This is a genomic window from Nonomuraea sp. NPDC003560 (assembly GCF_042878785.1).
Lineage (GTDB): Bacteria > Actinomycetota > Actinomycetes > Streptosporangiales > Streptosporangiaceae > Nonomuraea.
Genome location: NZ_JBIAOF010000003.1, coordinates 792,691 through 815,653 on the forward strand (window position 1 = coordinate 792,691; position 22,963 = coordinate 815,653).

The following is a 22,963-nucleotide window of genomic DNA, read 5'->3' on the forward strand; positions in this document are numbered from 1 at the left end:
CCAGAGCGGGGTCAACCCACCGCCATCCATACGTTCACCCGCAAAGTCCACGTCCCGTTGGGCGGGTCCACGAGCGAGCGCTCGTCCTGGCGCGTGACCAGGCCCATGATCTGCCGCGGCGTCCCGTAGGGGGCCACCTGGGCGGGGTCGGCGGCCAGCACGACCGGCACCCGGCCGGCCGCCCTGACCCTCTCGACGGCCGCCCGGACCTCCGGCTCCGCCGCCAGGTCGGAGCCTCCGGGCGGCCGCTTCACCTGCGCCGCCGGACGTCCGCACATCCCGCGGACGAGCTGGGTGAAGCGGTCGCCGGTCACCCGCTCGACGAACAGCACCGACGCCTCGGCCGGGAGCGCCGCGCACATCGACCGGACCGCCGCCGCCTCCCCCCGCTCGACCGGCGTGAACGCGGTGCCGATCGAGGTCACCACCGGCGGCGCGAGCACCAGCAGCACCCCCGCGACCGTCGCCCACCGCCGTACCCGCTCCCGCGGCCACGACCGCTCGCGCAGCCAGCCCAGCCCCCACACCGCCAGCACGATCAGCCCCGGGATCACGACCGGGACCAGCCGCCGGGAGGCCCACGGCTGGTCGGGGGTGATCTCGGGCCGCAGCAGCGTGGTGACCGTCGTCCAGCCGATCATCGCCAGCGGCAGCAGCCAGACGAACGGCCTGCCGTCGCGCAGCAGCCTGCGCAGCAGCACGGCCGCCGCGACCGTGGCCAGCACGACGGCCGGGATGCCGATGTACCAGGTCACCCAGTGGAGCGAGAGCTCGAAGTAGAGCCGGTCCGGCTGGACGGGCAGGCCGTTGGCCTGCTGGATCTGGGCGATGAACTCGGCCGTGCGGGCGTCCTCGGCGTTCGTGGCCTTCCTGGTCACGGTCTGGAACCAGGGACGGGCGTACAGACCGGCCATCACCAGCACGACCAGCGCGGCCCCCGCCGTCGGCAACCACCGCGGCGGCCGGAACCCGGCCAGCTTGGGCGCGACGGCCACGCCGACCGGCGTGAGCACGAGCACGACCGCGCAGATGAGCAGCAGCGGCCGCACGGACCCGGACAGATACTCCAGATACGGACGGGCCAGCACGTACGCCGCCAGCAGCCCGAGCCCCGCCCCCGCCACCAGCCCCACCAGCAGCGGCACCCCCACCGCGCCCTGCGGCCTGCCGGAGCGCCGCATCGCGACCAGCAGCCCCGCGTACGCCAGCACCGGCAGCACGTCGCGCAACCCGTCGACCCTGACCAGCACGGCCAGCCCCAGGACCAGCCCGGCCGGCAGCCCCTGCCGCCAGCCGGGCCGCTCGGCCTCGATCGCGTCCTGGGCCAGCGCCAGCCCGCCGAACAGCAGGATCAGCGACGGGATCTCGCTGAACGTCGTGCGCGAGGTGTAGAGGATCGGCAGGCTCACCGCGAACGCCGCCGCCGCGAGCACCGCCCACCGTCCGCCCGCCAGCCGCGCCGCCACCCCGGCCACCGTCAGCACGGCCAGCGCCCCCAGCACGGCCGGCACCGCGAACGGCGCCCCCAGCCAGTCGCCGATCGCGAACACCAGCGGCGGCCCCGGCATGAACTGCGGCACCACCCCGCCGTCCACCGCATACGTGCCGACGCTGTGGAAGTACAGGGAGGGGTGGTGGCCGCCGAAAGCCGCCGCCTGGTTCGGGATCGGCAGCGAGCCGTGCCCGGCGATCCAGGCGGCGTACTGGGCGTAGGTCGCCGGGTCGCGCCGGACCAGCAGCTGCTCGGAATGCATGACGACGTTGAACACGCCCGACCCGGCGGCCACCGCCACGACCCCCGCCACCTGCCAGGGCGTGGCCTGGACGCCCTGACCCGCGCCCCGCCTCCCGCGCAGGACGCCGCGCGTGCCCGCCCAGCACAGCAGCGCCGCCGCGGGCACTCCGAGCAGCACCGCGGGCAGCGGCGCGAACCGGCCGGCCAGCAGCAGCGGCAGGCCCGCGAGCAGCCAGCCCGCCAGGGCGAGCGCGGGCGACACCGACAACGCGGCCAGCACGCGGCCCGATCGATCACGTTCCATCGGTGAGCGAGCGTATCCAACGCCGCGGTCACGGCGTCCGCGGAAACGCGGGTAGCGTACGCGAGGTGCAGGAGGAGCGGGATGACCAGCGGCTGAGACCGGAGCCGCGCGCGGGGACCCCCGCTCGCGTCCAAGAACCCAAGTGGTTCGCGCGCGTCCGGGAGGCCGGATGGTGGCGGCGGCACGGCTGGTTCGCCGGGGTCCTGGCGGCCGGCGCGGCCCTGCGCGCGCTCGCCATGCTCGGCTACCGCCCGGCCCTGTGGTTCCCCGACTCCTACACCTACATCGTCACCGTCTTCCGGCCGCGCCCCGACCTGGTGCGCCCGGCGGGCTACTCGATGTTCATGAAGCTCCTGGAGCCCTTCCACGGTTTCTGGGCGGTCACCGCGGCGCAACACCTGCTCGGCCTGGCCACCGGCGTTCTCGTCTACGTGGCCGCGCGCCGGGCCCCGCGCTGGGCGCGCACGCTGGCGGCCGTGCCCGTGCTGCTCGACGCGTACCAGGTCGAGCTGGAGCACCTGCTGGTCTCCGACACGCTGTTCCTGTTCCTGGTCGTGGCCGCCGTGGCGCTGAGCCTGACCGAGAAGCGCGCCACCGTCGCCGCCGTCGGCCTGCTGCTGGCCGCCGCCACCCTGACCAGGACCGTCGGCCTGCCGCTCATCGTCGTCCTGGCCGCGTGGTTCGTGCTGCGCAGGCGCGTGGGCCTGGCCGGGGTGCTGCTGGCCGCCGCGCTGGTCCCGGTCATCGCCTACGGCGGCTGGTTCTACGCCGCCCACCACCGCGTCGGCCTGGTGGGCGCGAACGGCGTCTTCCTCTACGCCCGCACGATGTCCTTCGCCGACTGCGCCAGGATGAACCCGCCGGCCGACCTGCGGGTGTTGTGCGACCCCCGTCCGCCGGAGCTGCGCCCGCCGTCGCAGGAGTACATCTGGAGCAAGGACTCCCCGCTGGTGAAGCTGCCGGGGATCACGTTCTCGAAGGCGAACGACGACCTGGCCTCCAGGTTCGCGACCCTCGCCGTCACCAGCCAGCCGCTCGACTACGCGGGCTCGGTGCTGGCCGAGCTGGCCCGCACGTTCGCGTGGGGACGGCCGGTCTACCCCGACGCGGAGGTCTACGCCTACTACGAGTTCCCGGTGACCCCACCCGGCCCACCTGGCCGCTATCCCGCGCAGGTCGGCGCCGACTATGCCAAGCTCTACGAGCAGGGTGCGATCGGTACGGAGATCGTCGAGCCCTACGCCGGATGGCTGCGGGGCTACCAGAGCGTGGTGCGCCTGCCCGGCCCGGTGCTGCTGGCGCTCCTGCTCGCGCCGCCCGTCGCGGCCGCCGTGCGCGGGGCGCGGGGCCTGCGGCACGCCGGTCCGCCGGCGTGGGCGGCGCCCTGGGCGGCGGCCGTTGTGTTGCTCGTCACACCGCCCGCCGTGGCCGAGTTCGACTACCGGTACGTGCTCCCGGCCGTGCCTCTGGCCTGCCTCGCGGCGGCCCTGAGCGTCCGGCCTGACCTGCGGGGACGGTCAGAAAGCGGGAAAGACTTTGGCAATGATATTCCACGAAATGTCCGGCTCTGAGTATGCTGTGCCGCGGAAACATCACGCCCGGGTCACGGTCGTTTCCGGCGGTCATGGCACCGGGCACGCCGTACGTGACCTAATCTCGTGGCGCGGAGCGACCAAGCCGGCGCGTTGGCGCAAGGAACGAGGCTAGGGGGCGTATGAGTGACTACAGGAGCGCGTCCGTCCAGGACGCCAGGGTCGCCCCCAGCGCTCCGGGCAGCCGGATGGCGCGAAGGGCCGCGGGCTCCCCGCCTCCCCCGCCCGACGACCGGCCCCCACGCGGCCACCGCGGCGACGGCGGCGGCGGTCAGGGCAAGATGCGGGTGCTGGCCTGGGTCAGCATCGCCGCCACCACGGTCATGGTGGCCGGCGCGCTGACCGGTTACACCGTCTACCGCGACGCCTTCGGCAACATCACCCAGAAGAGCGTCAAAGAGGACATCATCAACCCGCGTCCGCGCGACACGGGCGCGCTCAACGTGCTGCTCGTCGGCTCCGACACCCGCGCGGGCAAGGGCAACGCCAAATACGGCCAGCAGCTCGCCAGGACGGCCGACGCCGGCGGCAAGCGCACCGACACGATCATCGTCATGCACATCTCCCCCAACCGGGACAAGGCGCGCCTGATCAGCTTTCCGCGCGACTCGATGGTGCAGATCCCGAAGTGCAAGAACGAGACCACCAAGGCCGAGATGCCGCCCCGCCGGGACATGATCAACTCGGCGTACAACTCCGGCGGCATCGCGTGCACGATCTCCACGATCGAGACGCTCACCCAGATCCGCATCAACCACTTCGTCGAGGTGGACTTCAGCGGCTTCAAGAACATCGTCGACGCCCTCGGCGGCATCGAGATCTGCCTCAAGTCCGGCGTCAACGACAGGGCCTCCCATCTCGTCCTGCCTCCGGGCAAGAGCCTGCTCAACGGCGAGAAGGCACTCGGTTACGTACGTCTGCGCCACTACGGCGACGGCAGCGACATCCAGCGCATCAAGCGCCAGCAGATCTTCCTGAGCAAGGTCATCGCCAAGGCCACGAGCAGCGAGCTGCTCACCGACATCGGCAAGCTGACCGGCTTCATCAAGGCGGCGGCGGGCTCGGTCACCATGGACCCCGAGCTGGCCAACGACACCCAGCAGCTCATCGACATCGCCACCAGCGCCAAGGAGCTGACCGCGGGCGGCGTGCAGCTCACCACGATCCCGTGGCTGCCCGACCCGCAGGACCCCAACCGGGTGATCTGGAAGGAGCCCGACGCCTCCGCGCTGTGGGCCTCCATCATCAGCGACACCGAACTCCCCGACCCGACCCCGAGCGCGAGTGCCAGCGCGAGCACCAAGCCCAAGGTCACGCCGAAGCCCGAGCAGGTGAAGGTCCAGGTGCTCAACGGCACCACCACGCCGGGCAAGGCCCGCCTGGTGGCCGACGAGCTGGCCAAGCAGGGCTTCAACGTCGTCGGGGTGGGCAACTACCAGGCCGCCGACGGCGCGAGCCTGCCCTCCAGCGAGATCCACTACGCCAAGGGCGCCGCCACCGGCGCCGACTACGCGGCCGTGCTGTCCGGCGCGGTGCTGCCCAAGCCGGCTCCCTCGGCGGGCAAGGTCACCGCGACCAACCCGCAGCCCTACACCTCCGGCACGACCGGCACGGCCGCCGGCGCGGGCGGCAAGGGCGCCCCGGTGATCCAGCTCGTGGTCGGCTCCGACTTCAAGTCGGTGAAGGTCACCAAGCTTCCTGACAGCGTGAACAACAGCACCATCACGGCCGCCGACCAGAAGAACGTGTGCACCTGAGGCTCCAAGTTCCCTGTGGAACCGGACTTCTGGTGAGACAGGGACCACTAGATCGGGATAATGTTTGCGGGTCGGCGACGCAGCGCGACACGGCCGCTGTTAAGGCGGTTGTAAGTATGAAATGTCAGAGTTGCGTCGTGCACCCCGGCCCCTAGCGAAGCTGAGCTCCCCAGTGTCTGACACAAAGTTCTCTCCACCGGTCACGACCCCGCGGAGCCCTGACGGCCCCGTCGAGGAAGGCGGGCCGGCGAACACTGGAGCTCGCTGGCCCCTGCCTCAGGAGTCCGTCTGGGGCAACCAGACCGACCCCCACGGCATCGCGACGGGCGAGCGCCCCGAGGAGCGGCAGGAGCCCGCCGAGGAGCCCGAGCCGCCCAAGCGCAGGCGCGACCCCTACCTCGACAACGTCAAGTTCATCCTGATCGCGCTCGTGCCGCTGGGCCACTCGCTGGTGCCCACGCTCTCGACCCATTCCTCCAGAGCGCTCTACATCTACATCTACATGTTCCACATGCCGCTGTTCGTGCTGATCAGTGGCTACCTGTCCAGGAACTTCTGGAACTCCAACGCGAAGACGAACAAGCTCGTCGACACGTTCGTCGTGCCGTACGTGATCGTGGAGATCGGCTACGCCGCCGTCCGCTACGGGCTCGGCCAGAAGTGGAGCCTCACGATCATCGATCCGGCGTGGCTCAACTGGTACCTGCTGGCGCTGCTGTTCTGGCGGTTGTCCACACCGGTGTGGAAGCGGATGAAGCACCCGGTCCCGGTGGCCATCGTGATCTACATGTTCGCCGGGTTCTCGCAGATCGCGGGCGACTTCAGCATGGACCGCTTCTTCGGCCTGCTGCCGTTCTTCGTCATCGGCCTGGTGATGCAGCCCGAGCACTTCGAGATGCTCAACAAGCTGTGGATCAAGATCGTCTCGGGGGTCACGCTGCTCTGCGCGGCGGCCGTGGCCATCGTCATCGCGCCCAAGGCGCCGCTCGACCCGTTCTACTTCAAGCACAGCTTCCAGGACATGGACCTGTCCTGGTGGATGGGCCTGCTGCTCAAGGTCGGGCTGCTGGTCTGCGCCCTGGCGATGTCCTTCGCGGTGCTGGCGCTGGTGCCCCGCGGCGAGACCTGGTACTCCGACCTCGGCACCCGCACGCTCTACTGCTATCTGCTCCACGGCATCCCCGTCCTGATCGCCAAGGACCAGGGCTGGCTGGCGCTGCCGTGGCTGCACGGGCCGCTCGGCGTGCTGGCCATCGCGTGCAGCTCGTTCGCACTGGCGATCGTGTTGTGCCTGCCGGAGACGCGCACCGTCTTCAAGTGGGTGCTCGAACCTCGCCTGACCTGGCTCTATCGCCGCCCCTCTGGAAGTTAAGCGGCCCTTTCACCTGAGTTAACGCCTTTGACCTGGTAGGCGCGGAGCATCGACACATGCGCGCATGTGTCGCCACCACCGTCCATCATCCCGAGGACGCCCGGATCATGCACCGGCAGATCAGGGCGCTGCTCGACGCGGGCCACGAGGTGACCTACGTCGCGCCGTTCACCTATTACAACGTCACCCCAGCCGTCGGGCTCACCGCCGTCGACGTCGCCCGGCAGGCCCCGTACGGGAAGGCCCGCGCGGCGCTCAGGCGCGGCGTGCGGGACGCCGACCTGCTGATCGTGCACGATCACCGGCTGCTGCGCGCGCTGCCCCACCGGCGCCCTCCGGTCGTCTGGGACGTCCGCGAGGACGTCTCGCCCAGACGGCGGGCCCGCGCGGAAAGACGGCACCACGTGATCACCTCCGCGGAGGTGCCCGAAGCGACCCTGGTGTCGCCCAGCCCGCCCCCTCCCGGCGACACCAGGGTCGTGCACATCGGCCGCCTGTCGGCCGAGCGCGGCGTGGCCGAGCTGATCGCCCTGGCCGAGCGCCTGGCGCCGCACGGCATCCGGATGGACCTCATCGGCGCCGCCGACCGCGACGTGCGCCCGCTGCTGCGCGACGCCCAGCGCGTCGGCCTGCTCGACTGGTTCGGGTACGTGCCCAACCGGCACGCCCTGCGCATGTCCGAGGGCGCGCTGGCCGGGCTGTCACTGGCCGCCGACACCGTGACCGGGCCGCCCACGAAGATCCTCGACTACATGGGCCGGGGCCTGCCGGTGATCGCCACCCCGCAGGCCGCCCCGCTGGTGCGGGCCGTCGGCTGCGGCCTGGTGGTGCCCCGGGACGTGGACGCGCTGCTGGACGCCGTCCTGGACCTCAAGGAGGACCCCGTGCGCCGGGCCGACCTGGGAGCGGTCGGGCACGCCGAGGCCCGGCTGCGCCACCACTGGCCCGACCGGGCGGCGGACTTCGTCAAGCTGGCCGAGTCGTGGGCGGCCCTGCCGGAACACGCGCTGGCGGTGTAGGAATGGCCAGCGGGCTCCCGGGTTGATGTACTGGACCCATGGCATCGCATCTGATCCAGGGCCGGACGGTGGGCATGCCTGTGCGAGTGGAGGACGCGGAGGTCTGCAGCGCCTTCTACGCGGTGCGGGCCGACGCGGCGCGGGCGGTGATCGCCTATTCCGGCCTCGACGTGGCCGAGGTGTTCCCCGGCAAGGCCGTGTGCGTGCTGGTGTTCGTCGACTACCGCGACGGTGACCTCGACACCTACCACGAGTTCGGGATGGCCTTCCTGATCCGGCGGCCGGGGGCGGCGGGCTCGGTCGGGCTCGGCGACCTGCGCGGCGCGGGCGTCTTCGTCCACTGGCTGCCCGTCGACCAGCGGTTCACGCTGGAGGCGGGGCGGACGATCTGGGGCTTCCCCAAGGAGCTGGCCGACATCGAGCTGCGGCTCGGGTCGCCGTACAAGCGGTGTGTGCTGCGCAAGGACGGCAGGCTCGTGCTCGACCTGCTGATCAGGCCCGGCGTGCCGGCGCCGGCCGCCATGGCGCCGCTCGACGCCTTCACCCATCTGGAGGGCGTCACGCGGCGCGTCCCCTGGTCCGTACGGGCCGGGGGCACGCGCGTGCGGCCGGGCGGCGCGCTGATCCGCCTGGGCAACCACCCCATCGCCAAGGAGCTCAGCGAGCTGGGGCTGCCCAAGCGGGCGCTGTTCGCCTCGACCGTCTCCCATGCCTCGATGACCTTCGGCGAGGCGGAGGCGGTCTAGACGATCGGCGGGCGGCCGAGCTTGACCATGCGCCAGGCGGTGCGCCAGGCCATGGGACGACGCTCGCCCGCGGGCGTGCGCAGCCCTTCGAAGAAGCCGGAGAACCACGCCTTGATCGCGACCCCCGAGCGGCGCTCGCGGATCAGGGTGAGCACCACCCAGTTGGTCAGGTAGAGGAACGCCAGCGGCCACGGCAGGTTGCGCCGCGCCAGCCAGACCCGGTTACGGGCGTTGAGCTGGTAGAACTGCGCGTGCCTGGTCGGCGGGACCTGCGGGTGGTACATGACGGTCTCGGCGTCGTACTCGATCCGGTAGCCCTCGCCCAGCAGGCGCCAGGCCAGGTCCGTCTCCTCGTGCGCGTAGAAGAACCGCTCCGGCAGGCCGCCGACCTGGAGGAAGGCCGAACGCCGCACGGCCGAGGCGCCGCCGAGGAACGTGGTGACCGGCGAGGAGCGCTGCGGGTCGCCCGCGCGCAGCCGGGGCACGTGCCGCCGCTGGCCGACGCCGCCCTCGGGGTCCATCACCCGGAAGGAGATCACCGCGAGGTCGGGCTCGGTGGCGAACCGGTCGCGCACGTGGGCGACGACCTTCTGGTTGGCGTACCAGCCGTCGTCGTCGAGGAACAGCACGACGTCGCCGGAGCACTCCTCGACGCCGCGGTTACGGCCGGCGGGAATGCCGGTGTTGTGGTCGAGCCGGATCGTCTTCACGACCGCGGCCGAGCCCTCGGGTGGCGTGGCCGACACCTGGGGCACGTCGGCGCCGTTGCCCACGATCACCACTTCGACGTCGCCGTCGACCTGGTTGAGCGCGGACTCGACGGCCCGGTTCAGCTCCGCGACCCGGTTGCCCATGGTGAGGATGACGCACGAGATCTTCAACGGGTCATCGTCCTGACGCGTTGAGGACACGAGCGGAGCATTCTTTCATGATCACCGAGTCTGCTGGTCTGCATCTTGTTGACAATGGTGGAGCTAAGCGTATCGGAACCGATGGTGAACCCCCACCGAACGGCGGACGTCCGATCAATACGACGGACGGGAAGCTCCTCCGGTTCCGACATGAGATCACCCAAGCCGCCTCGACGCCATAATGCTGATCAGATGGAGCACGGTCTGCAGCGCGGCGGCGATCGCGCAGGCCACGATGAGCACGCGGGAGGCCCCGAGCGTGCCGGTCGCCAGGTCGATCACCGCGGCCGCCACCGCGAGCAGCGACAGCTCGATCGGCTGCATGATCCGATGGAACTTGGTCGCCGCCAGGATCCTCCTGCCCAGACCGAGCAGCCCCGAACGGAACTGCACCGCCGACGCCTCGGAGGACGCGCCCAGCCCGCCCTTGGCCCGCGCCACCTCCACCAGGTCGGTCTCGGCCTTGATGAGGATGGCGCCGAGCGCGGCGGCGAAGCCGAGCACGGTGTACCAGTCGGGCAGCACGGCCGAGGCCCGCCAGCCGAGCCCGGCCAGCACGGCGGCCTCGGTGAAGTAGGCCCCGACGCGGTCGAGGTAGACCCCGGCCAGCGACGTCTTGCCCGTCCAGCGGGCCAGCTCGCCGTCGGAGCAGTCGAGCAGCAGGTAGACCTGGACGAGCAGGGCGGCCAGCACGGCCGCCCACAGCCCCGGCAGGGCCAGCACGAAGCCCGCCGCGACCCCGGCGACCGTCATCACCCAGGTGAGCTGGTTGGGCGTGACCGACGTCTTGCTCGTCAGCCACGTGACGTAGATGGACAGCCGGCGCATGTAGAGCACGCCTGCCCAGTGCTCGCCGTTCCTGCGGTCGAGATGGCCCTCGGGCTGGGCGACCCGCCGCAGCTCAGCTACCGAAGGCCCGGACATAGTCCCCCACCCGATCGCGGATCTCGGAGTCCTGCATGCGCAGGTGCTCCAGGATCGTGTAACGGCCGGGACGGGTCGACGGCGCCAGCGCGACCACGTCGGCGAACTGCTCGCCGGTCAGCCCGATGTCGGCGGGCACGACCGGGAGCTCGTGCCGGCGCAGGCAGTCGACCACCTGGGCCACCCTGGCGGCGTCCTCCCGCAGGAAGAAGCAGAAGGCGGCACCTATGCCGGCGAGCTCGCCGTGGTTGGAGGTGCCGGGGAAGAGCTGATCCACGGCATGAAGGATCTCATGATCTCCACCGCTCGCGGGCCGCGACGACCCGGCGACGACCATCGACATGCCCGACAGGATGAGCGACTCGGCCAGGACGGTCAGGAACGCGTCGGACTCGATGCCGTCGCTCCGGCCGACCAGCGCCTCGGCGGCGGTGCGGGACATCGAGCAGGCCAGGCCGTCGATGGGCTCGCCGCGCTCGACGTTGCCGAGCTGCCAGTCCTCGATCGCCGACAGGTTGCTGACGACGTCGCCGATGCCGGCCCTGACCAGCGACTTCGGCGCGTTGTGCACGAAGTCGAGGTCGACCAGGATGGCCAGCGGCATCGGCACGCCGAAGGTGCCCTTGCCCCCCTCGTAGACGAGGGAGGCGGTGGGCGAGCAGATGCCGTCGTGGGAGAGGTTGGTGGCCACGGCCACCATGGGGATGCCCGCGAGGGAGGCGGCGTACTTCGTCGCGTCGATCGTCTTGCCGCCGCCGACCCCGACGACGACCTCGTAGGCGCCCTTGCGCAGGTCGGCGCCGAGTGAGACGGCCGCCTCGACCGACCCGTCGCTCACCCTGAACACCTCGGCCTCGCCGAGGGTGGGGGCGATCAGGCGCTCGATGTGGTCGCCCTGGCCGGGCCCGACGGCCACGGCCACCCGGCCGGAGGTGGCCACGCGGCTGTCGGCCAGCAGGGCGCCGAGCTCGGCGACGGCGCCGCGCCTGACCTCCATGGTCAGGGGCGCCGGCAGCATCCTCGCTAGAAGCGGCATGCGCGCTCCCTCTAGTAGCGAACGGCTATGGTGCGAGCCTTGGCCAGGTCGTCGTGGTTGTCCACCTCGACCCAGTCGACCTCGCCGATGGGCGCGACGTGGATCGCCTCGCCGCGCTCGACCATCTCCTGGTAACCGTCCTCGTAGTAGAGCTGGGGGTCGCGCTCGAACGTCGTCTTGAGCGCGTCGGCCAGCCGCTCGGCCGCGCCGGGCCTGATGAGCGTGGCGCCGATGTACTCGCCGTACGCCTCGGCCGGGTCCATCAGCTTGGTGATGCGGCGCAGCGAGCCCTCCGGGGAGAGGGTCACCTTCATCTCCTCGTCGGCCAGCTTCTTGACGTTGTCGACCGCGAGCAGGACGTCGCTCGTCCCGGGGGCGGCCAGCAGCGTCTTCTCGACCGAGACGGGGTGGACGGTGTCGCCGTTGACCAGCAGCACGCCCTGGGCGAAGTAGTCGCGGGCGCACCACAGGGAGTAGGCGTTGTTCCACTCCTCGGCCTTGTCGTTGTGCACGAGGGTGAGCTTGACGCCGTGGCGCCTCTCCAGCTCCTCCTTGCGGTCGTGCACGGCCTGCGCCGCGTAACCGACGACGACCACGACCTCCCGCAGGTCCACCTCGGCGAGGTTGCGCAGCGAGATGTCCATGATCGTGGTTTCGCCGTCAACCGGCACGAGCGCCTTGGGCAGCGTGTCGGTGTACGGCCGCAGGCGTCGTCCGGCCCCGGCGGCCAGAACCATTCCCAGCAACGTGCACTCCTCGGTCGAGCATGACTACGTGTGCCCAAAGGTTAGTTGCCTTTGGCCCCTTCGCGGGTAATCCGGCGTTAGTCTTGCGTTCCCATCTCGCCCGCCTCGACGCCCGATCGGGGCGCGGCCAGCCAGCACGTGACACTCTCCCAGCCGAACAGCGCCCACAGGTAGAGGGTCAGCAGCACGTAGCCCGCGGTCATCCAGCCGGCCAGGGCGGCCAGCGAGACCGCCATCATCCGGCCGTCCCAGCCGAGGCCGAGCGTGGAGAGCCAGGCCGGCGGGTAGACGCGCTGGCGCAGCCGGTAGACCAGGTCGTAGTGGTGGAAGGCGAGCGCGCCGAGCAGCAGGAAGGTCAGCACCGGCGGCAGCCCGTGGGCGAAGCCGCAGGCGGCGACGAAGCTGTACTCGATGAGCCGCAGGATCGGCGGCACCAGCCAGTCGAAGCGGCCGTCGTGCGGGTGGGTGCTGCCGGGCCCGGCCAGCAGCAGCGTCACGGCGGGCGCGAACACCGCGAGCCCGTCGGACCCGGCCACGCCGATCAGCAGCAGCACGCCGGTGACGAACGTGCCGGCGATCACCGGCGGCAGCGGCGGGAGCTGCCCGGCCACGAGCAGGCCCATCGCGCGCGAGAGCGGCCCGTCGTCGCGGTAGGCGACGACCCTGCTCTCTGGCACGGGGGTCATGTGCACGGAGATCACGCTGCCTGCCTCCCGATCCGGCGAACCGCCGCCGCCTCGCCCGCCCCGGCGACCCTCACCGGGCCGACCTCGCCAGGCGCCCGGCGAGCTGGTAGAGGGCGGCGACCCCGCCCCAGCACAGCAGGGACACGAACGTCACCCTGGCGTCCCACACGGCGGCGGTGACGGCGATCAGCACCGTCCGCTCGCCGATGGGCAGCACGACGATCTTCCTCAGCCAGCGGGCGAGCGAGTCGCGCTCCAGCCGCTGGGCGAGCCCGAGCATCCCGTGGGCGTGCCGCGCGTCGGCCGGCTCCAGCAGCGACCGGGCGGGCCTGGCCCACAGGGCGCCGACGCGGCCCGCGTCGGCCAGCGCCCCGGCGTAGGAGTAGTCGATGGTGTGGCGGACGACCTGCGTGATCATCGCGGCGGCGGCCAGGTACCAGATCGTGGTCCCGCCGTGGCCGAAGGCGAGCCCGACGTAGACCAGGTATTCCTTCAGCCGGTCGGCCATGCCGTCGGCCCAGGCCCCGAGCGGGGAGAACGTGCGGGTGTAGCGGGCGAGCTGCCCGTCGAGGCAGTCGAGCGCGAACGACATCACGAACAGCGCGCCCCCGGCCGCCCGCCCGGACTGGGTGCCGGCCGAGAACCAGACGGCGGCCAGCGCGGCCAGGCCGATCGAGACGCCGGTGACGGCGTTGGGGGTCAGCTTGAGGCGGACGGCCGGCCTGATCAGGTGGCGCGACCAGGTCGAGACGAAGAACGTGGCGAAGAAGCCGTCGTCCTCCTTGACCGAGGTGTCGAGCCGGACCCTGGCCTCGTCGACCTCGGCGAGCCTGGTCAGGGCGCTGTCGGCGGCGTGCTGGCCGGTCACGCGGTCGGCGTGCAGCGGGCCGATCGAGGCGGCGCGCACCCGTACGCCGGCCCTGACCAGGCCCACCAGCAGCAGGTCGACCGCCTCGACGGGGGTGACCGGGCCGAGCTTGCCCAGGTCGGCCAGCTCGGCCAGCTCCTCGGCGATGTCGGCCAGGGACGCCAGGTCGGCCTCGCCGGTCTGGAGCACGCCCCTGAAGGTGGCGTTGGCCTCCGGGACGGTGTGGAACGAGCTGCCGGCGGCGACCACCCTGCCGGACTCGACGCGTACGGGCGGCCGCATCGGGGCGGCGGCCTCGTCGTGGGAGACCAGCGCCCCGGTGTCGCGCGCGGGATGTTCGAGCAGCAGCGCGAGCGCCTCGGTGTGGGCGACGAGGTCGGCGGGGAGCACCACGACCGTGCCCGAGGAGACCCGGGCGATCTTGGCCACCCCGCGCAGGTCGGCCCCGAGCCCGCCACCGGGGGTCACCACCTGGACGTCACGGACGGGAAGCGCGGCGAACTGGTCGCTCAGCCGGTCGAGGAGCGTGCCGTCGGCGCAGGAGAGCCGGCACGCCGGGGTCGTGGCGAGCAGCACCACCGAGGTGGTCGTGCCCTCGCGGGTGAGTGAGTCGGGCAAAGCGCAGGTCTCCTCCCGGTAGGGAGTGCGTGGACACAGCGTAGCGACAGGGGCGCGCGATATCACGGAACAGGACCGTTACGCTGCCGACATGGATGCAGCACGGCGGTCGGTCGGAGTGCTCCTCGCGGGAGGCGTGGGGCAGCGGGTCGGACATGAGATACCCAAACAGCTCATCGAAGTAGCCGGGCGGACGATCCTGGAGCACTCCATCGCGGTGTTCGAGCAGGCGCCGGAGATCGACGAGATCGTGGTGCTGATGACGCCCGGCTTCACCGACCGGGTGAAGGAGATCGTGGCGAACGGCGGCCACCGCAAGGTCACCCGGATCGTGGAGGGCGGCCGCAGCCGTACGGAGAGCACGTGGCGGGCGTTGCGGGCGCTGGGCACGCAGGAGTGCGACGTGCTGCTGCACGACGCCGTACGGCCCCTTCTGGAGCCGCGGATCATCACCGAGTGCGTGGCGGCGCTGCGCACCCACCGGGCCGTCAACGTGGCGATCCCGAGCTCCGACACGGTCCTGGTTGCCGTGCCCGGCCCGGACGGCGAGGTGATCGGCGAGGTCCTCGACCGCTCGCGGCTGCGCCGCAGCCAGACGCCGCAGTGCTTCCGGCTCTCGGTGATCCGCGAGGCGTACGAGCGGGCCATGGCCGACCCGGGCTTCGCCGAGCGCCCGGCCACCGACGACTGCGGCGTGGTGCTGCGCTACCTGCCCGAGGTGCCCATCCACCTGGTCCCCGGCAGCGAGCGCAACATCAAGGTCACCCATCCGGACGACCTGCGGATCGCCGAGCAGCTCTTCGCGATCAGGGGGTCCATCTCCTGACGTGTCCGGGCATGTCGTAGACGTTCGCGTGGAAGGCCCTTGACCTGCGGGTTGTTACCGTGCGGTCGCATGAGAAGACTGCTGGCGATCGGCGCGCTGCTCGGCTGCTACCCCGTCCTGCTGGCCTCGGCGCTGTGGCCGGCGCCGCTGCTGTTCGGGCTGGTCGCCGTAGTCTCCTACGTCGTCGAGTTCGCCGCGGCACGCCTGGCCGGCGGGGTGACCGAGCTGCTCAGCCGGATGCACCTGGGGACCACGCTGCGGTTCGCCGCCAGGGAGACGGCCGCGCTGCTGCTGGTGGCGCGGGTGTCGGGGGCCGACTCGCCGTGGTTCGTGGCGCTGGCCGCCGGGCTGTTCGCGCTGCACGGCGCGCGGGCCGCGCACTCGGGGCTGGTCATCCGCCTGCGGCAGACGCTCAGCAGCATGCCGGTGACCACCCGCAACCTCGACGTGTCCGCGCTGCGCATCCCCAAGATGCCGCCCCCGTTCCTGGGCGCCCACCGCGGCCTGCGCTTCCTCGGGCTCGATGCCCTGCCGGTGCTCGGCGCGACCTTCGGCGCGGCGGCCGGGGCGGCCGGCGCGGGCGTGGCGCTGCTGCTCGGCGTGGCGGGCGTGCTGGCGCTCCTGCCGTACGTGCGCCGCACCCGGCCGCTCGGCGACCGGGCGAGGGTGCTGGAGGTCGTGGGCGAGCAGGTCAGGGCCTACGACCCGGAGGTCATCCTGTACTTCTCCGGCGCGACGGCCGCCGCCTACCAGGCCAGGATGTGGCTGCCCACCCTCGAACGCATCAACCGGCGGGCGATCGTCGTGCTGCGCGAGCGCGGCATGGCCAGGCACCTGGAGTCGACCACGCTGCCGATGGTCTGCATCCCGTCCTCGGCCGACCTGATGAGCTTCCGCGCCCTGTTCAGCGCCAAGCTCTGCCTGTACGTCTCCAACGTCGGCCGCAACGTCCACATGCTGCGCATCCCGACGCTGCGCAGCGTGTTCCTCAACCACGGCGACAGCGACAAGGAGGCCTCGTTCAACCCGTTCTCCCGGGTGTACGACGAGGTGTGGGTGGCCGGGCCGGCCGGTCGCGACCGCTACCGGCGCGCCCGCGTGGGCGTCCGGGACGAGAGCATCCACGAGGTCGGCCGGCCGCAGCTCGAAGGCATCTCGACCGAGGGCCCGGGGCTGCCGTACCGGACCGTCCTGTACGCCCCCACCTGGGAGGGCTGGAACGACGACCTGTTCCACACGTCGCTGATCACCATGGGCCCGCGCATCGTGCGCGCCCTGCTGGACCACGACCCGCAGCTGCGGATCATCTACAAGCCGCACCCGCTGACCGGCCACCGCGACAAGAGCGCCGCGCGGGCGCACCGCAGGATCGTGTCGATGATCGAGGCGGCCGAGCTGGCCAGGTCGAAGGCCAGGCATCCGTCGAGTCCCGGCGGGGCGCCGGAGATCAGGCACCTGATCGTCACCGGCGACAGCCCGCACCTGTACGACTGCTTCAACGAGTGCGACCTGCTGATCAGCGACATCTCCAGCGTCGTGGCCGACTTCCTGGCCAGCGAGAAGCCGTACGCCGTGACGAACGTCGCGGGGCTGCCCGAGCGCGCCTTCCACGAGCGCTACCCGAGCACCGAGGCGGGGGTGCTCCTCGGCGAGGACCTCGCGGCCCTCGCCGGTTTCCTGGACGGTGAGGACACCCTGGCCCGAGCCAGGATCAAGCTCAGGAGCTACCTGCTCGGGCCGGAGTACCCGGACGCGCTGACCCGCTTCGACGCGGCCGTCGAGCGGGTCTTCTCGGGCTCGTGATCAGCGTGGCGGCCTGGACAACCTCCGCGGGCTGGTGAGGAAGCCCCATCCCCACGAGACGTGCATGGCGGCGTACACGAGGGGCAGCCGCAGCTTGACCGCGCCCGGCAGCCCGCTGCCGGTGACCGCCGAGCCGGCCACGATGGCCAGCACGTAGCCCCCGGGGACGACGAGCGTCAGCGGGAAGAACGGCGAGAGCACCAGCCCCAGCGCCATGGCCAGCACCGCGGCGGGCGGCGCCAGGTAACGCAGGTTGATCGTGCCCTCGTGGGTGCGCGCGACCACGCGCCGCCAGCGGCCGTAGTGGAAGTACTGCTTGGCCAGCGCCTTGACGTTGGGCCGCGGACGGTAGGTGACCCGCATGCGCGGCTGGAACCAGACCAGCCCGCCGGTCTGGCGGATGCGGTGGTTCATCTCCCAGTCTTGAGCCCGCTGGAAGTGCTCGTCGTAGCCGCCGACCCGGTCGAGCGCCGAGCGGCGGAACACGCCGAGGTAGACGGTGTCGGCCGGGCCCGCGGTGCCGCCCACGTGGAAGGCCGCGGCGCCGACGCCGATCTTGGAGGTCATGGCGCAGGCCACGGCCTGCTCGAACGGTGTGACGCCCTCGGCCGCCATGACGCCGCCCACGTTGTCGGCGCCGGTCTCGGCCAGCGTCTCGACGGCGACGCGCAGGTAGTCGGAGGGCAGCATGGCGTGCCCGTCGACCCTGGCGATGATGCCGTTGCGTGCGGCGGCGATGGCGGCGTTGAGCGCGTTGGGCGTGCGACCGGTCGGGTTGGGCACCACGGTCACCCGGCGGTCGGCCGCCGCGATGGCGTCGGCGACCTCCTGGGTGCGGTCTTGGGACGGACCCACGGCGAGGACGACCTCGATCTCACCGGGGTAGCTCTGGGCGAGGACCTGGTCGACGGCCTCGCGAAGGTGCCGCTCCTCGTTGAGGACCGGCATGACGACGGAGATGGGGGGCCAGCCGCGCGTCTCCGCGGGCGCGTGCGGCGAGTCGGGGAACTCCTTCATGGCGGGGCTCACGCTACTGTACGACCAGGGGAGAAGGGCAATCGAAAGCCCCGGTGTCCCCGGCGGATCCGAGGAGGAGGGCATGCGCGAAGCGGGCGAGGAGGACGGCGGCGTGCTGGTGGGCGGCGACGCCTACGGCGGCGTCAGGCTCACTCCTGCCACCCGTCCACGCAGGCCCGTGCGGAGCGCCAAGGCCCGCCGCCGCAACGTGATCGTCGCCGGCCTGCTGTCCACGGGCATCCTGGTCACCACCGGCGTGGTGTGGGCGACCCCGCGCCAGATCGGCACGGTCGACGCGGGCGTGACCGCCCCCAAGTCCCAGGGGGCCGAGAACATCCTGCTGGTCGGCGTCGACAAGCGCGACGACCTGACCCGGCAGCAGCAGAACCAGCTCAAGCTGGGCCGCGAGTCCGGCCAGCGCACCGACACGATGATGGTCATCCACCTGTCGGAGGACCACCAGCGCGTCACCGTGGTGAGCCTGCCGCGCGACACCTGGACGACGATCCCCGGCAAGGGCGACCACAAGATCAACTCGGCCTACCAGTTCGGCGGGCCGAAGCTCACCATGCAGACCGTCAAGGCCGCCACCGGGCTGGAGATCAACCGCTACATCGAGGTGAACATCCTCGGGTTCATCGACGTGGTCGACTCGCTCGGCGGCGTCACCGTCTGCACGCCCATCCCGATCAACGACCCCAAGACGGGCCTCAACCTGCTCGCCGGCACCCACCAGCTCCAGGGCGCCCAGGCGCTCGGCTACGCCCGCACCCGCGCCACCGCCCGCTCCGACCTCGACCGCATCGACCGGCAGCAGCAGGTCATCTCCGCGCTGCTCAACCGGGCGCTGAGCGCCGACACGCTGGCCAACCCGGCCAAGCTCGCCGCGTTCGTCAACTCCACCCTGAGCACGGTGAAGGTCGACCCCGACGACGGGCTGATCGGGCTGGCCACCCAGCTGCGCGACGTGTCGCTGGAGGACGTCCGCTTCGCCGACGTGCCGCTCGCGAACGTCGACTTCAAGGCCCCGACCGGCGAGTCGGCGGTGTTGTGGGACCGTCCGGCGGCCCGCGACATGTTCCGCCGCATCGACGCCGACCAGGACCTCGCCAAGCCCGTGCCCACCAAGACGGCCACGCCGTCGCCGGCCAAGACCGTGGTCCCGCCGGAGAGCGTCACCGTCAAGGTCATGAACGGCACGCTCATCACGGGGCTGGGGGCGCGCACCAAGTCGGCGCTGGTGGCCTCCGGGTTCAAGGTGCCGGGCGAGCCGGGCAACACCGGCAAGAAGGACCACAAGCAGACTCTCGTGCGTTACGCCGCGGGCCAGGAGGCGGCCGCGCGCCTGGTGGCGTCCGTCATCCCGGGCGCGGAGCTGAAGCAGGCCGACGTCGAGGGCGTCGAGGTGATCGCCGGCAGCGACCAGCCGAAGATCAAGAAGCTCAAGCAGCCCGACACCCCGGCGAGCAAGCCGAGCTCCACGCCGACCACCAAGACCGCCATGGAGAACATATGCAAGAAATAGGCATAATCAGGTAAAGCCAGGGCACGTGATTGGCATGGTGGTCAAGTCTTGGCGGGAGGACCCCTGTACCGTCCTGCACGTCGTCGGTGATCTCGACGTGGCGGGCGCTCCTCGGCTTCGCGCCGAGCTCGATCAGGCGCTGGCGGCGGCTGATCCGCTCAACCTGGTGATGGACCTGACCGAGGTGCCCTTCTGCGACTCGGTGGGCCTCGGCGTCCTGGTGGCGACGCTCAGTCACGTCCAGGACATGAGAGGACGCATGATCCTCGTCCTCGGGCCCGGCATGATCCGTCACCTGCTCACGATCACCAATCTCGACCGGCACTTCGAGACCAGCGCCTCGCTCGGCGAGGCCCGTGCCGCCCTCGACCCGGCCGCCTGACCGCGTCCGGCCGGGATCATGGACGTGATGTCATCGAGGGCACGTCTCCCCGGAGCCGCCCGCTCGTAGCCCCGCGGGAAGATCCCTCTCACGTCCGGAGGCCCGCACGTTGTTCGATGAGTTCCCCGAGCCTCCCCTCTCCCAGCTCGCCGCCGCGCGCCGGCCGAGGCCGGCGTGCGGCGCATCGCCGCCGGGACCGACGTGGGCGACACGCCTACCGCGAACGCCTTCCTGCGTGCCGGATACTCGGAGGTCGGCCGGCTGTTCCGCTACTACTGGAGGGCTTCGTGAGACTTGGTGTGATGTTCGACCGGGATCTGCCGCCCGAGGAGCTGATCCCGTTCGCCCGGGCGCTCGACGAGACCACCGTCGACGACCTGTGGGTGGTGGAGGACCTGGGCTGGACCGGCGGCGTCTCGGCGGCGGCCACCGCGCTGGCCGTGACGTCCCGGCTGCGCGTCGGCATCGGCATCACCCCCGCGCCGCTGCGCAACCCGATGCTGCTGGCGATGGAGATCGGCAACCTGGCCCGGATGCATCCCGGCCGGCTGGCCGCGGGCATCGGGCACGGCGTGCAGGAATGGATGCGCCAGGTCGGCGCGGCCGTGCCGTCACCGCTCGCCCTGCTGGAGGAGACGATCACGGCCGTACGCGCCCTGCTGCGCGGCGAGACGGTCACCCTGCACGGCAAGGCGGTGCACCTCGACGGCGTGTCGCTGGTGCATCCGCCGGCCGTGCCGCCGCCCGTCCTGGCGGGCGTGAAGGGGCCGCGCTCGCTGGCGCTGTCGGGACGCGTCGCGCAGGGCACGATCGTGCCGGAGGGCGTCGGCCCGGCGCAGCTGCCCGGCATCGTCGAGCGGATCGCCGGGGGCGACGACCACGAGCTGGGCGTCTTCACCTTCCTGCACATCGGCGAGGAGGCGGACCGGCTCGCCCATCCGGTGGTCCGGGACCAGGCGGCCTACCTGGGCGTGTCGCCGCACGACGTCGTCATGGCGGCCGGGACGCCTGAGCAGGCGGCGGAGCAGGTCAGGAGCATGTGGGCGGCGGGTGCGGGGACGGTGGTCGTCCGGCCGCTGGGGCGCGATCCCCTGCCGCACGTGCACGCCCTGCTGTCGGCGCTGTAGCCCCACCGGCGTCGGGGCCGTGGTTCCCTCGATGCCTTGGCGTCGGGGCCGTGGTTCCTATGGCCGAATGGCGGAGGGGCATCGGTCGAACGGCCGATGGGCCTCCGCCGCCGCTTCGCCACGATCGTTTGCATGAGGCTTTTGCTGGTAATCGTGGCAATTCTGGCGGTCACCGGGTGCAGCGTGCGCTTCGACAGCGATGAGGTGCCCGCCGTCCGGACGTTCCCGTTCACGGGGGCCGAACTGAAGATCTCGTCGTCGCTGGGCGGGGTGCGGGTGCTGCCCGCCACCAGCCCGGCCGTCGAGGTGCGGCGCTGGACGCGTGGCAAGGCGTCCACCAGCCCCTCCTGGTCGCTGCGCGACGGCGTGCTGCGGCTCAGCGCCGACTGCACGCTCATCGTCGGCGACTGCGGCGCGCGCTACCACGTGAGGGTCCCGGCCGGGGTGCGGCTGACGATCGACTCCCCCGACGGCGTCATCCTGAACGGCCTCACCCAGGACGTCGACGTCTCCAGCGGCGACCGCATCGAGGTCAAGGACACTTCGGGCAAGCTGCGTCTGATGACCGACTCCGGCACGATCGAGGGCGACGGGCTGCGATCGTCCAGCGTGCGCGGACGCACCCTGGACGGCTCGATCTCCCTGGCCTTCGCCGCGCCGCCCGCGGACCTGGATGTGAAGTCGCGCGAGGGCGGCGTGACCGTCCGGGTGCCGAAGGACTCCTACCAGGTGAAGGTCGAGAGCCAGGACGGCTCCGAGCACTCCGACATCAAGAGCACGAAGTCCAGCTCCAGGACCATCCTCGCCCGCAGCACGTACGGGAACGTACGCGTCCTGACCCGCTGACCCCCTCCGGCCGCGCTGGCGTCTCCTCCAGCCTGTGGGCGCGCGCTGGTGTCGGGAGGCGTCAGCCGACCTCCGGCCTGTAGGGGCTTTGGGGGCGTCAGCCGACCTCCGGCCTGTAGGGGCTTTGGGAGCGTCAGCCGACCTCCGCCTCCTGCCGCGCCTCCACCGTCCGCACGGACGTCTCAGCCTGCCGCACGGCCTTCCAGAAGTACGTCGAGCTGGGCTTGCCCGCCTCGGCGTACTTCTGGGCCAGCGCCCTGGCCATCACCACCAGCCGGCGTCCGCGGAGCTGGAAGCCCGCCGCCTCCGGCACCGCGCCGAGCGCCCGGTGGTTCCAGTAGGTGGCCAGCCGCCGCCAGTGCTCGGCCTCCTTCCCATCCGTGCCGCACGCCTCGCAGGCCAGCAGGACCGCCAGCTCGTGGGCGGCCCTGGCGTCACCCCTCTCCGCCGACCGCAGCCGGAACATGCCCAGACGTCCCCAATGCAGCGGCACCCGCAGCTCCGTGGGCGAGGGCTGCCAGGACGACTGCTCGCCCGGCGCGGGCTCCAGGACGTCCCCGCCGGTCCGGGCGGCGGCCGGCGACCCGTTCCGGCGTCGCGCGGCCTCCCCCGCCTCGGCCTTGGCGGCCTGCCACAGGGCGCTGAACTCGGCGGTCAGCTCCGCCACGGACTCGATGGGCATGCCGGACTTCACCGCGATCACCTGACACACCTCGACGATGGTCCGCATCAGCAGGAAATCCGGCACTTTCTGCGACCTGCCGTTCAGCAGGTCGGACACGGTCGACTTCGGCAACGGCCGGCGCCATCTGTTTCGTTCGGGCTCTTCGGCCAAAAGGGCGAGCGCGACTTTCTCAATCCGTTTCAGCGACGGGTTTCCGCATTCGATTTCACGCAATCTGTTCAGACGTGTCACGAGCACAGCAAGGTGATCTTCACCTTGACCGACATCCTTCATGAGCCGCCCCGGTTCGGACACCGTTGTCCGGTTTAAGAGTGGAAGTGGCATTTCGAGAAGACGGGCAGGCGCCATCCTCTCGTTGCGTTGAGATAAGCAGCCATAGTGCCATAAGTCGGTCTTGTCGGGGTGCCAGGCGCATCACACACATCCGCCCCATCAGCC

The 22,963-nt window shown here is 71.5% G+C and carries 20 protein-coding genes; 11 read left to right on the forward strand and 9 right to left on the reverse strand.

Going from position 1 to position 22,963, the window contains the following annotated elements; all coding sequences use genetic code 11:
- Positions 1–11 precede the first annotated feature (11 nt).
- Positions 12–2,039 (reverse strand): glycosyltransferase family 39 protein, encoded by a 2,028-nt coding sequence (locus ACFYUV_RS14525; protein ID WP_387668847.1) that lies wholly within the window; start codon positions 2,037–2,039, stop codon positions 12–14.
- A 65-nt stretch (positions 2,040–2,104) separates the two neighbouring features.
- Between ACFYUV_RS14525 and ACFYUV_RS14530 the strand changes: the two genes are divergently transcribed.
- From ACFYUV_RS14530 to ACFYUV_RS14550, 5 genes are all read left to right on the forward strand, one after another.
- A complete protein-coding gene (locus ACFYUV_RS14530; RefSeq protein ID WP_387668850.1) occupies positions 2,105–3,610 on the forward strand; it encodes a hypothetical protein in 1,506 nt (501 codons plus the stop codon).
- A 143-nt stretch (positions 3,611–3,753) separates the two neighbouring features.
- Complete coding sequence (locus tag ACFYUV_RS14535; protein WP_387668852.1) at positions 3,754–5,388, forward strand: LCP family protein; 1,635 nt, start codon at positions 3,754–3,756, stop codon at positions 5,386–5,388.
- Positions 5,389–5,560: 172 nt separating this feature from the next.
- A complete protein-coding gene (locus ACFYUV_RS14540) occupies positions 5,561–6,760 on the forward strand; it encodes an acyltransferase family protein (protein WP_387668854.1) in 1,200 nt (399 codons plus the stop codon).
- Between the two features lie 56 nt (positions 6,761–6,816).
- Positions 6,817–7,779 carry a glycosyltransferase gene (locus ACFYUV_RS14545; protein ID WP_387668856.1) on the forward strand — a complete coding sequence of 321 codons (963 nt, stop codon included), beginning with the start codon at positions 6,817–6,819 and terminating at the stop codon, positions 7,777–7,779.
- A 38-nt stretch (positions 7,780–7,817) separates the two neighbouring features.
- A complete protein-coding gene (locus ACFYUV_RS14550; protein ID WP_387668858.1) occupies positions 7,818–8,525 on the forward strand; it encodes an acetoacetate decarboxylase family protein in 708 nt (235 codons plus the stop codon).
- Here the strand turns inward: ACFYUV_RS14550 and ACFYUV_RS14555 are convergent.
- From ACFYUV_RS14555 to ACFYUV_RS14580, 6 genes are all read right to left on the reverse strand, one after another.
- Positions 8,522–9,406, reverse strand: coding sequence for a glycosyltransferase (locus ACFYUV_RS14555; protein WP_352321577.1), 885 nt, complete (start codon positions 9,404–9,406; stop codon positions 8,522–8,524). The genes ACFYUV_RS14550 and ACFYUV_RS14555 overlap by 4 nt on opposite strands.
- A 186-nt stretch (positions 9,407–9,592) precedes the next feature.
- Complete coding sequence (locus tag ACFYUV_RS14560; protein ID WP_352321579.1) at positions 9,593–10,360, reverse strand: CDP-alcohol phosphatidyltransferase family protein; 768 nt, start codon at positions 10,358–10,360, stop codon at positions 9,593–9,595.
- Positions 10,338–11,378 (reverse strand): iron-containing alcohol dehydrogenase family protein, encoded by a 1,041-nt coding sequence (locus ACFYUV_RS14565; RefSeq protein ID WP_358283907.1) that lies wholly within the window; start codon positions 11,376–11,378, stop codon positions 10,338–10,340. The genes ACFYUV_RS14560 and ACFYUV_RS14565 overlap by 23 nt, the downstream gene beginning before the upstream one ends.
- A gap of 29 nt (positions 11,379–11,407) precedes the next feature.
- Positions 11,408–12,142 (reverse strand): phosphocholine cytidylyltransferase family protein, encoded by a 735-nt coding sequence (locus tag ACFYUV_RS14570; RefSeq protein WP_352349191.1) that lies wholly within the window; start codon positions 12,140–12,142, stop codon positions 11,408–11,410.
- A 77-nt stretch (positions 12,143–12,219) separates the two neighbouring features.
- The gene (locus ACFYUV_RS14575; RefSeq protein ID WP_387668862.1) at positions 12,220–12,828 is read right to left on the reverse strand and encodes a DUF5941 domain-containing protein; all 609 of its coding nucleotides are present in this window, start codon (positions 12,826–12,828) and stop codon (positions 12,220–12,222) included.
- Between the two features lie 70 nt (positions 12,829–12,898).
- Positions 12,899–14,314: a CDP-alcohol phosphatidyltransferase family protein gene (locus ACFYUV_RS14580; RefSeq protein WP_387668864.1), complete on the reverse strand. Its 1,416-nt coding sequence runs from the start codon at positions 14,312–14,314 to the stop codon at positions 12,899–12,901.
- Positions 14,315–14,405: 91 nt separating this feature from the next.
- On the opposite strand from ACFYUV_RS14580, the gene ACFYUV_RS14585 reads away from it, so the two are divergent.
- Both ACFYUV_RS14585 and ACFYUV_RS14590 read left to right on the forward strand, forming a co-directional pair.
- Positions 14,406–15,140, forward strand: a complete 735-nt coding sequence (locus ACFYUV_RS14585; RefSeq protein ID WP_387668867.1) for a 2-C-methyl-D-erythritol 4-phosphate cytidylyltransferase — start codon at positions 14,406–14,408, stop codon at positions 15,138–15,140.
- Positions 15,141–15,209: 69 nt separating this feature from the next.
- Positions 15,210–16,943 carry a CDP-glycerol glycerophosphotransferase family protein gene (locus tag ACFYUV_RS14590; protein ID WP_387668869.1) on the forward strand — a complete coding sequence of 578 codons (1,734 nt, stop codon included), beginning with the start codon at positions 15,210–15,212 and terminating at the stop codon, positions 16,941–16,943.
- Here the strand turns inward: ACFYUV_RS14590 and ACFYUV_RS14595 are convergent, their stop codons facing one another.
- Positions 16,944–17,960 (reverse strand): glycosyltransferase family 2 protein, encoded by a 1,017-nt coding sequence (locus ACFYUV_RS14595; protein ID WP_387668871.1) that lies wholly within the window; start codon positions 17,958–17,960, stop codon positions 16,944–16,946. It lies immediately after the preceding gene.
- Between the two features lie 82 nt (positions 17,961–18,042).
- Here ACFYUV_RS14595 and ACFYUV_RS14600 point away from each other — a divergent pair, with 82 nt between their 5' ends.
- The 4 genes from ACFYUV_RS14600 to ACFYUV_RS14615 all read left to right on the forward strand — a co-directional run bounded on the left by ACFYUV_RS14600 (position 18,043) and on the right by ACFYUV_RS14615 (position 21,840).
- Positions 18,043–19,485 carry an LCP family protein gene (locus ACFYUV_RS14600; RefSeq protein ID WP_387668873.1) on the forward strand — a complete coding sequence of 481 codons (1,443 nt, stop codon included), beginning with the start codon at positions 18,043–18,045 and terminating at the stop codon, positions 19,483–19,485.
- A 34-nt stretch (positions 19,486–19,519) separates the two neighbouring features.
- A complete protein-coding gene (locus ACFYUV_RS14605; protein ID WP_352349177.1) occupies positions 19,520–19,867 on the forward strand; it encodes an STAS domain-containing protein in 348 nt (115 codons plus the stop codon).
- A 287-nt stretch (positions 19,868–20,154) separates the two neighbouring features.
- A complete protein-coding gene (locus ACFYUV_RS14610) occupies positions 20,155–20,994 on the forward strand; it encodes an LLM class flavin-dependent oxidoreductase (RefSeq protein ID WP_387668875.1) in 840 nt (279 codons plus the stop codon).
- Positions 20,995–21,147: 153 nt separating this feature from the next.
- Positions 21,148–21,840 carry a DUF4097 family beta strand repeat-containing protein gene (locus ACFYUV_RS14615; protein WP_387668878.1) on the forward strand — a complete coding sequence of 231 codons (693 nt, stop codon included), beginning with the start codon at positions 21,148–21,150 and terminating at the stop codon, positions 21,838–21,840.
- Positions 21,841–21,973: 133 nt separating this feature from the next.
- Here the strand turns inward: ACFYUV_RS14615 and ACFYUV_RS14620 are convergent, their stop codons facing one another.
- The gene (locus ACFYUV_RS14620) at positions 21,974–22,621 is read right to left on the reverse strand and encodes a hypothetical protein (RefSeq protein WP_387668880.1); all 648 of its coding nucleotides are present in this window, start codon (positions 22,619–22,621) and stop codon (positions 21,974–21,976) included.
- Positions 22,622–22,963 lie beyond the last annotated feature (342 nt).